This window comes from Duganella dendranthematis, from assembly GCF_012849375.1.
GTDB classification, from domain to species: Bacteria; Pseudomonadota; Gammaproteobacteria; order Burkholderiales; family Burkholderiaceae_D; genus Rugamonas; species Rugamonas dendranthematis.
The window spans coordinates 2453941-2466547 of record NZ_CP051684.1 but is presented as its reverse complement, the minus strand read 5'-3'; the positions used below and the strand labels follow the sequence as shown (position 1 = coordinate 2466547).

At 60.7% G+C, this 12607-nt stretch carries 11 protein-coding genes; 1 reads left to right on the top strand and 10 read right to left on the bottom strand.

The window, feature by feature from the left end; translation table 11 throughout:
* Positions 1-8: 8 nt before the first annotated feature.
* The 4 genes from HH213_RS11335 to HH213_RS11320 all read right to left on the bottom strand — a co-directional run bounded on the left by HH213_RS11335 (position 9) and on the right by HH213_RS11320 (position 4411).
* Positions 9-779: a ParA family protein gene (locus HH213_RS11335; protein WP_110846052.1), complete on the bottom strand. Its 771-nt coding sequence runs from the start codon at positions 777-779 to the stop codon at positions 9-11.
* Between the two features lie 102 nt (positions 780-881).
* Complete coding sequence (gene rsmG / locus HH213_RS11330) at positions 882-1544, bottom strand: 16S rRNA (guanine(527)-N(7))-methyltransferase RsmG (protein ID WP_169112319.1); 663 nt, start codon at positions 1542-1544, stop codon at positions 882-884.
* Complete coding sequence (gene mnmG / locus HH213_RS11325) at positions 1541-3466, bottom strand: tRNA uridine-5-carboxymethylaminomethyl(34) synthesis enzyme MnmG (RefSeq protein ID WP_169112318.1); 1926 nt, start codon at positions 3464-3466, stop codon at positions 1541-1543. The genes rsmG and mnmG overlap by 4 nt, the downstream gene beginning before the upstream one ends.
* Before the next feature lie 180 nt (positions 3467-3646).
* The gene (locus HH213_RS11320; protein WP_169112317.1) at positions 3647-4411 is read right to left on the bottom strand and encodes a sulfite exporter TauE/SafE family protein; all 765 of its coding nucleotides are present in this window, start codon (positions 4409-4411) and stop codon (positions 3647-3649) included.
* 122 nt (positions 4412-4533) lie between these two features.
* Between HH213_RS11320 and HH213_RS11315 the strand changes: the two genes are divergently transcribed.
* Positions 4534-5700 carry an iron-containing alcohol dehydrogenase gene (locus HH213_RS11315; protein WP_169112316.1) on the top strand — a complete coding sequence of 389 codons (1167 nt, stop codon included), beginning with the start codon at positions 4534-4536 and terminating at the stop codon, positions 5698-5700.
* Between the two features lie 79 nt (positions 5701-5779).
* On the opposite strand, the gene HH213_RS11310 is transcribed toward HH213_RS11315, so the two are convergent.
* The 6 genes from HH213_RS11310 to HH213_RS11285 form a co-directional block, all read right to left on the bottom strand.
* A complete protein-coding gene (locus HH213_RS11310; RefSeq protein ID WP_169112315.1) occupies positions 5780-7843 on the bottom strand; it encodes a 3-hydroxybutyrate oligomer hydrolase family protein in 2064 nt (687 codons plus the stop codon).
* Between the two features lie 7 nt (positions 7844-7850).
* A complete protein-coding gene (locus HH213_RS11305; RefSeq protein ID WP_169115116.1) occupies positions 7851-8825 on the bottom strand; it encodes a branched-chain amino acid ABC transporter permease in 975 nt (324 codons plus the stop codon).
* The gene (locus HH213_RS11300; RefSeq protein ID WP_169112314.1) at positions 8825-9709 is read right to left on the bottom strand and encodes a branched-chain amino acid ABC transporter permease; all 885 of its coding nucleotides are present in this window, start codon (positions 9707-9709) and stop codon (positions 8825-8827) included. The genes HH213_RS11305 and HH213_RS11300 overlap by 1 nt, the downstream gene beginning before the upstream one ends.
* A 99-nt stretch (positions 9710-9808) precedes the next feature.
* Positions 9809-11017, bottom strand: coding sequence for an ABC transporter substrate-binding protein (locus HH213_RS11295; RefSeq protein ID WP_169112313.1), 1209 nt, complete (start codon positions 11015-11017; stop codon positions 9809-9811).
* A gap of 28 nt (positions 11018-11045) precedes the next feature.
* Complete coding sequence (locus tag HH213_RS11290; protein ID WP_110846043.1) at positions 11046-11753, bottom strand: ABC transporter ATP-binding protein; 708 nt, start codon at positions 11751-11753, stop codon at positions 11046-11048.
* Positions 11753-12523, bottom strand: a complete 771-nt coding sequence (locus HH213_RS11285) for an ABC transporter ATP-binding protein (protein ID WP_110846042.1) — start codon at positions 12521-12523, stop codon at positions 11753-11755. Before HH213_RS11285 ends, HH213_RS11290 begins: the two co-directional genes overlap by 1 nt.
* Positions 12524-12607: the final 84 nt, after the last annotated feature.

Genomic DNA, 12607 nt, shown 5'->3' with positions numbered 1-12607 from the left:
CCTATGCCTTACATTTTCTTGATGCGCTTGACCATCTCGGCGCCGAAGGCGATATACGCCTGCGCACCCTTGGAGGTCGGATCGAAGGTGACGCCCGGTACGCCGTACGACGGCGCTTCCGCCAGGCGCACATTGCGCGGGATGATGGTCTTGAAGACTTTGTCGCCGAAGTGCTGCTCCAGCTGCGCCGACACCTGCTGCGACAGCGTCATGCGCGGATCGAACATCACGCGCAACAGGCCGATAATCTTCAGGTCCGGGTTCAGGTTGGCGTGCACCTTCTTGATGGTGTTGACCAGATCGGACAACCCTTCCAGCGCGTAGTACTCGCACTGCATCGGGATGATCACGCCGTGCGCGGCGCACAGGCCGTTCAGCGTCAGCATCGACAGCGCCGGCGGGCAGTCGATCAGAATGAAATCGTACTGCTTATCCACAGCCGCCAGCGCGTCCTTGAGGCGGCGTTCGCGGTTGTCCAGTTCCACCATCTCGACTTCGGCGCCGGCCAGCTCACGATTGGACGGCAGCACGTCGAAGTGCCCCGGCTCCGAACGCTGGCGCGCGGTGGCCACGTCGGCGGTGCCGAGCAACACTTCATAGGTCGAGGAAGGCAGGCCCGCCTTGTTAATGCCGGCACCCATGGTGGCATTGCCCTGCGGGTCTAGATCGACCAGCAATACGCGCTGATCCAGTTTTGCCAAACCGGCGGCCAGGTTGACTGTGGTGGTGGTCTTGCCTACGCCGCCCTTTTGATTTGCTACGCAAAAAATTTTTGCCATGTAATTCTTATGTGTGTTGATGCTTTTGATTTATACGGTATAAACGATATAAACGATTTATACTATTTATTTGATATAAACCATTTATACCGTATAAACCGTTTATACTGTTTCTGCGTTTTCATCAGCCTGGATGAATACCAGGTGGCGTTCTGCGTCCAGCCCCGGCACTGCCAAAGGCTCCAGTTTCTGCACTTTCCATGGTGCTGGCAGTCGCTCTCGCTCCTCCGCCGGCGCCGTGCCTTTCAAGGCGATGAACTGGCCGCCCTCCGCCAGCAGGTGCCCGGACCAGTTGACGAAGTCCGACAGGTCGGCGAACGCCCGGGAGGTGATGACGTCGAACTTGGTCTTCACTTCCAGCTCCTGCACCTTTTTGGTGTACACCGTCACATTGCCCAGTTCCAGCTCCGCCTTCACCTGATTGAGGAAGGCGGTCTTCTTGTGCACCGTGTCGATCATCGACAATTTCATATCCGGCCGGCTAATCGCCAGCACCACGCCCGGCAATCCGCCCCCTGCCCCGACATCCAGTACATTTGACGCCCCCGCGAACGCCGGAACGGCCGCCAGCGAGTCCAGCAGGTGCAGCTTGACCATTTCCATGGGGTCGCGCACCGAGGTCAGGTTGTAGACCGAATTCCACTTGTTCAGCAGGGCCAGGTAGTCCAGCAGCTTTTCTACCTGTTCCTCGCTCAGCTGCAAGGGCAGCTGCTTGATGCCTTGTTTCAGAACATCCGCTACTACTTCGCGGTTAAACACCTTCATGCTGCCTCTTCTTTATTCAAAAAACCGCCGAATCCGGCCTTCTTCAGGTGTACCAGCAGCAGCGAAATCGCCGCCGGCGTCACACCAGAAATACGCGATGCCTGGCCCAGCGTTTCCGGACGCTGCGCGTGCAACTTCTGGCGCACTTCCACCGACAGCGCGGTGATGTCCAGATAGCTGAAACCTTCCGGCAATTTCAGGTTTTCGTAGTGCTCGTGGCGCTCGACTTCCTTGGTCTGGCGATCAATATAGCCCGAGTATTTGAGCTGAATTTCGATCTGTTCCTTGACCGCTTCATCAGTCTCACCCGGACCTGCGAGCTCGCGGCCGTCAGTACCTTTGAGCGTCATCAGCGTGTCGTAGGCAACGCCGGGACGGCGCAGCAAATCGGCCAACGAATACTCCCGCTCGATGGCCTGACCAATCACGCGTTCGGACTCAGCCGCTTCCAGGATGCGCGGGTTCACCCACGTGGAGCGCAGCCGTTCCAGTTCGCGGCCAACCGACTCGCGCTTGCGGTCGAAGGCTTCCCACTGCGCATCGCCAACCACGCCCAGCTTGCGGCCGATTTCGGTCAGGCGCATGTCGGCGTTGTCTTCGCGCAGGCTCAGGCGGTACTCGGCGCGGCTGGTGAACATGCGGTACGGCTCCATCACGCCTTGCGTGACGAGGTCGTCTACCATCACGCCCAGATAGGCTTCCGAACGGGCTGGCGTCCAGGCTCCACGGCCCTGAGTTTGCAGCGCGGCGTTGACGCCGGCCAGCAGACCTTGTGCCGCAGCCTCTTCGTAACCGGTGGTGCCATTGATCTGGCCGGCGAAAAACAGGCCATTGATAGCCTTGGTTTCCAGCGATGCTTTCAGGCCACGCGGGTCGAAGTAATCGTATTCAATCGCATAGCCAGGACGCAGAATGTGGGCGTTTTCCAGGCCTTTCATCGAGCGCACCAGCGCGATCTGCACGTCGAACGGCAGGCTGGTGGAGATGCCGTTTGGATAGAATTCGTGCGTGGTCAGGCCTTCCGGCTCCAGGAAAATCTGGTGCGATTCCTTCGACGCGAAGCGGTGAATCTTGTCTTCGATCGACGGGCAATAACGCGGGCCGACGCCTTCGATCACGCCGGTGTACATCGGACTGCGGTCCAGGCCGCCACGGATGATGTCGTGGGTTTGCTGGTTGGTATGCGTGATCCAGCAAGGCATTTGCTCAGGGTGCATGGCGGCATTGCCCATCACCGAGAACACCGGCACCGGATCGAGGTCGCCCGGCTGTTCGGTCATCTGCGTAAAGTCGATGCTGCGGCCGTCGATGCGCGGCGGCGTGCCGGTCTTCAGACGGCCTTGCGGCAGCTTCAATTCTTTCAGGCGCGCGGACAGCGATACGGCTGGCGGATCGCCGGCGCGGCCACCCGAGTAGCTGTTCAGGCCGACGTGGATCTTACCGTCGAGGAAAGTGCCGGCGGTCAGCACCACCGCTGGCGCAAGGAACTTCAGGCCGATCTGGGTAACGGCGCCGACCACGCGGTCGCCCTCCACGATCAGGTCGTCCACTGCCTGCTGGAACAGCCACAGGTTAGGTTGGTTTTCCAGGCGCTCGCGGATGGCGGCCTTGTACAGGATACGATCGGCTTGCGCGCGCGTGGCGCGTACGGCCGGGCCTTTGGAGGAATTCAGGATGCGGAACTGGATGCCCGATTCATCGGTAGCGATCGCCATGGCGCCGCCCAGCGCATCGACTTCTTTGACCAGATGGCCTTTGCCGATACCGCCGATGGAGGGATTGCACGACATCTGACCCAGCGTCTCAATGTTGTGGGTGAGCAGCAGCGTCTTCTGGCCCATGCGGGCAGAAGCGAGTGCAGCTTCGGTACCGGCATGACCACCGCCGACAACGATGACGTCGAATTTCGTAGGAAATAGCATGGTGGAGAATTTAAAGCGAAGGGGATCAAGGTCAGATTATAGAGTTTTTTTGGTGTTGCGACTTTTTTAGGCAAAAATATTGTTGGCTGTGTTCCACGTGAAACAATGAAAAAAGGGCACTTGGTGAGTTGCCAAGTGCCCTTTTTCTATTGTTTCACGTGGAACAGTGTCACCCAGGTATCACCACCGCAGCCAGGCGTCATAGCCAGTCTTGACGATCAGCACCGACACCACCACCAGGAACAGCTTGCGGACGAAGCCGCTGCCGTGCTTCATCGCCATGCGCGAACCGATCAGTGAACCGGCGATCTGGCACACGGCCATGGTCATGCCCAACTGCCAGATCAGGTGGCCGGCGTAGCCAAACCACACCAGGCCGGCAAAGTTGCAGGCCACGTTGACAACCTTGGCTACCGCCGATGCACCCAGGAAGTCGAAGCCGAACACGCGCACGAACAGGAATACCAGAAAGCTGCCGGTGCCCGGACCGAAGAAGCCATCATAGAAACCGATGGCGGCACCGACTACCAGCGCCAGCGACTGTTCCCTCGCGCCCGAGTGGATCGGCGCGTGCACGCTGCCAAAGTCCTTCTTGGCGAAGGTATAGATCGCCACCAGCACCAACACCACGGGCAGCGCAGTGCGCATGAAGTCGGCCGAGACGTGGGTAACGGTATAGGCGCCGAAGAACGCAAACACCAGCGCCGCCATCGCGGCCGGCGTCGCCACCGACCATGCAATCGCCACCCGGCGCGCATAGCTGACCGCCGCCACACTGGTGCCGAAAATGCTGGCCAGCTTGTTGGTGCCGATCAGCGTGGCCGGCGCCATGTTGGGGAACACCGTGAACATGGTCGGCAGCTGGATCAGCCCGCCTCCCCCAACCACCGCGTCAACCAGCCCTGCACCAAACGCAGCAATACCTAACACCCAGAAGTCCACCATGATCCCGCCATCCGTAACGTGCAAAGGCTCTATTGTACGGAAGAAATCTGCGCCAGCTTATGCGCATGCGGCATGGCTTGGGGTAAGCTAGACGACGAATTCACTACTGAACGGACGCCGTCATGACTGATTTCCCTGCCTTTTCTTTCAGCACCGTGGCCCATATCGTTTCCGAGCTGGGCGCCGCTGCGCGCCTCGGCGAGCACATCGCCCAGCGCTTCCCCCACGCCCGGCGCGCGCTGCTGGTCACCGATCCTGGCTTCCTGAAGACCGGGCTGGTAGATGCACCCGTAGCCAGCCTGCGGGCTGCAGGGCTGACGGTCGAGGTGTATTCCAAGGTGGTGGCGGACCCGCCGGAGGTGGTAGTGCTGGAGGCGGTTGGCGCGGCGCGCGCGTTTCGGGCTGACATCGTCATCGGCTTGGGCGGTGGCAGTTCCATGGATGTGGCCAAGCTGATTGCGGTGCTGACTGACAGCGAGCAGCCCATCGAGGCCATCTACGGCATTGGCAATGTAAAGGGATCGCGGCTGCCCCTGGTGCAGATTCCCACCACCGCAGGTACCGGTTCAGAGGTAACCAATATCGCGATTGTGACGACTGGCGCTACCACAAAGATGGGCGTGGTCGCGCCGCAGCTCTATGCCGATTTGGCATTGCTGGATGCGGAGCTGACGCTCGGGCTGCCGCCGCAGGTGACTGCAGCCACAGGGATTGATGCGATGGTCCATGCCATTGAGGCTTACACTACGCGGCATAAAAAGAATCCGCTATCCGATGTGCTGGCGCGTAAGGCGCTGGGACTGCTGTCAGCCAACCTGATTACGGCATGTGAGAACGGCAACAACCTGGCGGCGCGACAGGCCATGCTTCTAGGAGCGATGCTGGCAGGGCAGGCATTTTCCAACGCGCCGGTAGCAGCGGTGCATGCGCTGGCCTATCCGATCGGCGGAATATTCCACGTGCCACATGGGCTGTCGAATTCGCTGGTGCTGCCGCATGTGCTGCGCTTTAATGCGCCGGAAGCTGCTGGGCTATATGCCGAGCTGGCGGAGATCGTGGTGCCGGCAGCCAGCGGCTCGACCGAGGCGAGGGCGGAGGCGCTGGCTGTTGCGATGCAACAAATCGCCACCGTGACGGGAATTGAGCGGACGTTGCAACAGGTCGGGATCAAGGAAACGGATCTGGATCGGCTGGCGGATGACGCCATGCTTCAGACCCGGTTACTCGGAAATAACCCCCGCCTCGTGACGCGGGAGGATGCGCGCGCTATCTATGCATCGGCGCTGTAACATTTACCCCGCACGGCGAACCGCAGGGGTCAGACCCCATACGGGTCTGACCCCGACCTACCGGGGTCGGCTGCGCCGCTCAATCAGGCACTGTAATTGTCGTGCCACTGATAGCGATCGAGTTCGCCGTCGTTGGGGTTGCGGCGAACGGCGGCACATTCGCGACGGTAATCGCGGTGGTGTTATCTGCTCGCGTCACCGTCCGCACCACCTGCGATGGCGGCAAGGCCGTTGCGCTGCTGCGCAAGTTGGCTAGCATCGCATCCAGCGCCCGGAACAGGTATACATGCAGCGGCACGATATTCGCCGGCAGCGCATTGGCAAACGAATCGAAGTGATTGGCATTGGTCACCTCGATATAACGCAGCTTGCTCGCACTGCCCTCCACCGACGCATTTAGCCCCACATACGCACGTGAAGCAAAGTTCACCGGTATCAGCGTATCGCTGCGTCCCTGCACGATGATGGCTGGCTTGCCCTTCAGATTGCCGCTGGCCGCCACCTCTGCCACACCAGCCCGCACGCGTGTGCTCTGCGCCGCCAAGGCGCCAGTCAGCGGCGCACCACTCACCGCATCCATCCCGGTCGCCAGCGAACGCAGACACAGGAAGCCATCCAGCGACTGATCCGCAATCCCGCTCATCGGCGACACGCCGAAGTTATACGCCTTCGCCCCCCCTACTGAATCCTCATACACCACGTTGCCGATAATGCCGTTCTGCGTAGCAAAGCTGCTGGCCTTCTGCGCGGCAGTAAAAGCCACCGGCACGCCGCTCGCGTCGGTCGGCGCAAATGTGAAACCGCAGACTTTATCGGTCACAGAAAATTTGCCATAGGCATAGGCGTAGGTCACCGCCACCAGGATGTTGGTGCCCGCATGCGCCGCTTGCAGCACATCGGAATCCGGCAGCCAACCATACGCTTTCAGCCGCGCCTTGGCGTCGGTCTGCTGCGCCGTTAGGTCAGCCCCACTCAGCAGGCCGCGCGCCACCAGCGCCGTGCAGCGTCCCGGCGCCGCCGCTGTGGAGGCGATGCACGGCTGGTACAGCGCGGCATAGGTCGAGTAATCGAATAGCGCCTTGCCCTGCCCCGTCACCGCTGCCGCGCCCTGCCGCACCGTGTAGCCGCTGCCGGACTTGGGCTGGATCTGTGGCTCGCTGGCGGCCACGCCGGAGATCAGACCCTTGGTGTCCTGTTCCGCCGCCAGCAGCGCCGCACCGGCACCGTTGGAAATGCTGGAGGCGATCGTGATCGTATTCTTTGGCGTCAGCATCACGACGTGGCTGGTGTTATCCCGCGCCAGCGCGCCGTACTTTTCGTTGAGCACGTAGAAGGCGAACTCCACCGCCTGCAAGGTGAACTTGCCCCAGTCCTTTTCCGGATTCTGCTGGGAGTGCGCGTGTTTGAATGCCACGCGTCCCGGATAAGCCGCCGCAAACGCCGCCCGTTCGGCATCGGTCAGCACCGGCGCGAAGCTGGCGTTCTTGCCGGCCGCCGCACGTGTGGCGCGCATGCCATTCTGCAAGTTCACGCCATCGTCGTCGAAGGTGTACAGGCCAGTGCCGCTGCCCTTGTCGGCGTAGGCCACGGCGCAATTGTTCTTCAGTCCCCACTCGCCCGAGCTGCCGATGGCGCCGTAGATGCCGCGCGAACCGCTCGACGTGCCGGTAACGATGCAGGGATTTTTCACGTCGAATCCGACCGGAACCTGCACCATCAAGGTCACGTTCTGATTGCCGCTGCCGTCGTCGGCGTAAGCGATGTATTCGGCGCCAGCGACCTTGCCCTCGCCGCTGCCCGCCACGCCCTTGGCGTCGACGTTGGGGCCGTACAGCGTACCGTAGCCGCTATTGGCGGCGATATCCAGCACCGCCCGGTAATTGGCGTAGATGGCGTTACGGCGCAGTTCTGCTGGGGTGGGATTATTAGGGTCGGCATAGGCCGGCGCGGCGCCGGCCAGTCCTGTCTTGCCGAGGCCGGCGGTCAGCAGATCGTCGCTGACGCCGTCGTAGTTGATGCTGCTGATGGCGCCGAGATAACTCGGCTTGGTGTTCAGGTCTTCGCGCTCATCGTGATGATGGTGCGAACCGCAGGCGGCGACTGCGATGCTGGCCAGCGCCAGCACAATGGTTTTGTTTTGCATGATTTCCTCACACTGGTTTCTTCTTCCCGGCCAGCGCAATGAACTCACCAATAATCCCGCGCCGGAACAACAGCACACAAATAATGAAGATCAGGCCAACCACCATGTTGACCGCTTCGCCGATGGTATTAAACCACTCGATGCCGGTGACGTTGGCCAGCAGCGTGCCCCAGTCCCCCAGTTTGTTTTCCAGCATGACGATGATGATGGCGCCGAGCATCGGACCGGCCAGCGTCCCCATGCCGCCGACCAGCGTCATCAGGATAACCAGACCAGACATCGTCCAATGGACATCGGTCAAGGTTTCGAAACCCAGCACCACCGTCTTGGTGGCGCCCGCCAGCCCCGCAAGCGCGGCCGACAGCACGAAGGCCAGCAGCTTGTACTTGTCGACGTCGTAGCCGAGCGAGATGGCGCGCGGTTCGTTTTCCTTGATCGCCTTCAGCACCTGGCCGAACGGCGAATGCACGGTGCGCAGGATCAGCGCAAACGCCAGCACGCAGATGCCCAGCACGACGAAGTACAAGTTGGTATCGTTGCCGAGGTCGATCACGCCGAGGAGCCGTCCACGTGGAACACCTTGCAGGCCATCCTCGCCGCCGGTGAACTCCCCTGCCCGCAGCGCGCCGAAATACACCATCTGCGCCAGCGCCAGCGTAATCATCGAGAAGTAGATGCCCTGCCGGCGGATCGCCAGCGCGCCCATCACCAGCCCGATCAGCGCGCCGGCCACGACGCCGGCCAGCAGGCCCAGCTCAAACGGCAGGCCCCAGTTCTTCAGCGCATTGCCGGCGACGTAGCCGGCGGCGCCGAAGAAAGCCGCGTGGCCGAAGGACAGCAAGCCGGTAAAACCGATCAGCAGGTTGAAGGCGCAGGCAAACAGCGCAAAGCACAGCAGCTTGGACAGGAACACCGGGTAGCCGATAAACGGCGCCGCCACGGCGATCGCAAAGGCGATCAGGTAGCCGATTTTCTTGTTCATCATTTTTCCTTCCCGAACAAACCGGCTGGACGCAGCAGCAACACCACCACCATCACCAGAAACACGACGGTGGATGAAAACTCCGGATAGAACACTTTGGTCAGGCCCTCGATAACCCCCAGTCCCAGCCCGGTCAGGATCGAGCCCATGATCGACCCCATGCCGCCGATCACGACAACGGCGAATACGACGATAATCAGGTTCTGACCCATCAGGGGCTGCACCTGGATGATTGGGGCCGCCAGAACGCCTGCAAAGCCCGCCAAAGCGACCCCGAAGCCGTAGGTCAGCGTCACCATCAGCGGCACGTTGATGCCGAACGCTTCCACCAGCTTGGGATTCTCGGTACCGGCGCGCAGATAAGCGCCCAGTTTGGTCTTCTCGATCACGAACCAGGTCGACAGGCATACCCCCAGCGACGCCACTACCACCCATGCGCGGTAATTCGGCATCAGCATGAAGCCGAGGTCGGTGGAGCCGGACAACGACTCGGGCGTCTGGAACGGCTGGCCGGAGACGCCGTAGAACGAGCGGAACACGCCTTCCACCAGCAGCGTGATGCCGAAGGTCAGCAGCAGCCCGTACAGGTGGTCCAGCTTGTACAGATGGCGCAGCATGGTCCTCTCGATGACGATGCCGAATACCCCGACCAGCAGCGGCGCCAGCACCAGCACCGCCCAATAGTTCAGTCCGCAGTATTCGATGCCCATCCACGCCAGGAACGCCCCCATCATGTAGAGCGCGCCGTGGGAAAAGTTAATCACATTGAGCAGGCCGAAGATGACGGCCAGGCCGAGCGACAGCATCGCGTAGAACGAGCCGTTGACCAGCCCCAGCGACAGTTGGCTCATAATCACGGGCAAGGGATAGCCGAAAATTTCCATGGGAATCCGTAAATCAGGGTGGTCGAGGAGCCGTCATTCCCGCGTCTGCAGGAATCCATGCTGACTATGGGCTCCCGCAGACGCGGGAGCGACTGCGGTTTACTTCCACAGGCTGCACTTGGTCTCCGCCTTGGTGGCGTAGGCCTGGTCGCCCGGAATGGTGGCCACGACCTTGTAGTAATCCCATGGGTACTTCGATTCCGCCGGCTTCTTCACTTCCATCAGGTACATATCGTGCACCATGCGGCCGTCCGGACGGACCACGCCGTTCTTGGCGAACATGTCGTTGATCTTGTTCGCCTTCAGGTAAGCCATCACCTTGTCGGAGTCGTCGGTACCGACCGCCTTGACCGCTTTCAGGTAATTGCCGGCGGCCGAGTAATCGGCGGCCTGCAGCATCGACGGCTCCTTCTTCATTTTCGCGAAGTAACGCTTCGACCAGGCGCGCGTGTCGTCGTTGGCGTCCCAGTACCAGCCGTCGGTCAGATACATGCCCTGCGTCAGGTTCAACCCCAGCGAGTGCACGTCATTGATGAAGATCAGCAGACCAGCGAGCTTCATCTTCTTGGTGATGCCGAACTCGTTGGCCGCCTTGATCGAATTGATCGCGTCACCGCCGGCATTGGCCAGGCCGAGGATCTGCGCACCCGACGATTGCGCCTGCAACAGGAAGGACGAGAAGTCCGACGCCGACAGCGGATGCTTGACCGAGCCCATCACCTTGCCGCCGGCCGCCTTCACCACCTCGGACGTATCCTTTTCCAGCGACTGGCCGAAGGCATAGTCGGCGGTCATGAAATACCAGTTCTTGCCGCCCTGCTTGACGATGGCGCCGCCGGTGCCGCGCGCCAGCGCGATGGTGTCGTAGGCGTAATGCACCGTGTACGGCGAGCACTCTTCGTTGGTCAAGCGGGCCGAGCCGGCACCGATCGAGATGAAGACTTTTTTCTTCTCTGCCGCCACCTTGGCCATGGCCAGGTTGGCGCCGGAGTTGGTGCCACCGATCAGCATATCGACGCCCTGCTGGTCGAACCATTCGCGCGCCTTGGAAGCGGCGATGTCGGCCTTGTTCTGGTGGTCGGCAGAAATGAATTCGATCTTCTTGCCGTTGATGTTGCCGCCCGCATCGGCAATCGCCATCTTGATGGCTTCCGCGCCGCCGGCGCCATCGATGTCTGTGTACAGGCCGGACATGTCGGTGATGAGGCCGATCTTGATGGTGTCATTGGAAATCTGCGCCTGGGCGGAGAAGCTTGCGATGGACGATACGCATGCGGCGGCTGCAAGGGTGATGGCTTTGATTTTCATTGTTCGTCTCCTACCGTGGTTGTTATTTTTAAACACCGAGAAGCTCGTTCAACACCGGCATCTTGGCGTTCAACTCCGATGCAACAAAGGTCTCCACAATCTGCCCATGTTCCATCACATAAAACCGGTCCGCCAACGGTGCGGCAAACCGGAAATTCTGTTCCACCATTACAATCGTGTAACCCTTGGATTTGAGCGTGGTAATCATGCGCGCCAGCCCCTGCACGATCACCGGCGCCAGGCCTTCCGAGATTTCATCCAGCAGCAGCAGGCGCGCGCCGGTGCGCAGGATGCGCGCGACGGCCAGCATCTGCTGCTCGCCGCCGGACAGCCGCGTGCCTTGACTATGTTTGCGCTCCTCCAGATTGGGAAACATGGCGTAGATTTCCGCCACCGACATGCCCTTGTCCGCGCCGTTCAACTGCGGCGGCAGCATCAGGTTTTCCTCGGTCGATAGCGACGAAAAAATACCGCGCTCCTCCGGGCAATAGCCGATGCCGAGGTGGGCGATCTTATGCGTCTGCAAGCCAATCGCTTCCGCGCCGTTGACCTTGATCGAGCCTTTGCGCGCGCCGGTCAAGCCCATGATGGCGCGCAGCGTAGTGGTGCGGCCGGCGCCGTTGCGGCCGAGCAGCGTCACCACTTCGCCCGGCTGCACCGACATATTGACGTTGTGCAGGATGTGCGATTCGCCGTACCAGGCTTGCAGGTTGGAGATTTCCAGCGCGGCCGTCATCAGTGCGCTCCTTCCAGCACGGCGGCTTCCGTGCCCATGTAGGCTTCCATCACCTGCGCGTTGCTGGCCACCTCGGCGTACGAGCCTTCCGCCAGCATGGCGCCGCGCTGCAATACCGAGATCTTGTCGCAGATGCCGGACACCACTTTCATATTGTGTTCGACCATCAAAATGGTGCGGCCGGCCGAGACTTTTTTGATCAGCTCGGTGACGCGGTGAACGTCTTCATGGCCCATGCCCTGCGTCGGCTCGTCCAGCAGCATCAGCTCCGGCTCCATCGCCAGCGTGGTGGCGATTTCCAGCGCACGCTTGCGGCCGTAAGGCATGTCGACGGTAATGGTGTCGGCGAACTCGGTCAGGTCGACCTCCGCCAGCAGCTGCATGGCGCGCTCGTTGAGCCGGTCCAGCGCCCGTTCGCTTTGCCAGAAAAAGAAACTGGTGCCGAGCTGGCGCTGCAAGCCTATGCGGACATTCTGCAACACCGTCAGGTGCGGAAATACGGCGGAAATCTGAAATGAACGGATCACGCCCATGCGGGCGATCTGCGCCGGCCGGGCGGCGGTGATGTCATGGCCGTTGAACAGGATCTGGCCCGAGGTCGGCACCAGGAACTTGGTCAGCAAATTGAAGCATGTGGTTTTGCCTGCCCCGTTAGGGCCAATCAGCGCGTGGATGTGGCCGCGCTGGACCTTCAGATTGACGTCATTGACCGCAGTAAAACCCTTGAATTCTTTGGTCAAATGCTTTGTTTCCAAGATAACGTCGGACATCCTGTCTCCCTGTTATTCTTTTCAAAGTACCAATTTTTTCTAGATCATACACAGTAACAAATTAGCTAACAATACAGTATAAAT

Bases quoted from the DNA above. Each gene is read 5' to 3' on its own strand.
- mnmG (WP_169112318.1), bottom strand. From the start codon at position 3,466: ATGCTATTTCCTACGAAATTCGACGTCATCGTTGTCGGCGGTGGTCAT.
- HH213_RS11310 (WP_169112315.1), bottom strand. From the start codon at position 7,843: ATGCAAAACAAAACCATTGTGCTGGCGCTGGCCAGCATCGCAGTCGCC.
- HH213_RS11300 (WP_169112314.1), bottom strand. From the start codon at position 9,709: ATGGAAATTTTCGGCTATCCCTTGCCCGTGATTATGAGCCAACTGTCG.
- HH213_RS11290 (WP_110846043.1), bottom strand. From the start codon at position 11,753: ATGACGGCCGCGCTGGAAATCTCCAACCTGCAAGCCTGGTACGGCGAA.
- HH213_RS11305 (WP_169115116.1), bottom strand. From the start codon at position 8,825: ATGAACAAGAAAATCGGCTACCTGATCGCCTTTGCGATCGCCGTGGCG.
- HH213_RS11315 (WP_169112316.1), top strand. From the start codon at position 4,534: ATGACTGATTTCCCTGCCTTTTCTTTCAGCACCGTGGCCCATATCGTT.
- HH213_RS11320 (WP_169112317.1), bottom strand. From the start codon at position 4,411: ATGGTGGACTTCTGGGTGTTAGGTATTGCTGCGTTTGGTGCAGGGCTG.
- HH213_RS11285 (WP_110846042.1), bottom strand. From the start codon at position 12,523: ATGTCCGACGTTATCTTGGAAACAAAGCATTTGACCAAAGAATTCAAG.
- HH213_RS11335 (WP_110846052.1), bottom strand. From the start codon at position 779: ATGGCAAAAATTTTTTGCGTAGCAAATCAAAAGGGCGGCGTAGGCAAG.
- rsmG (WP_169112319.1), bottom strand. From the start codon at position 1,544: ATGAAGGTGTTTAACCGCGAAGTAGTAGCGGATGTTCTGAAACAAGGC.
- HH213_RS11295 (WP_169112313.1), bottom strand. From the start codon at position 11,017: ATGAAAATCAAAGCCATCACCCTTGCAGCCGCCGCATGCGTATCGTCC.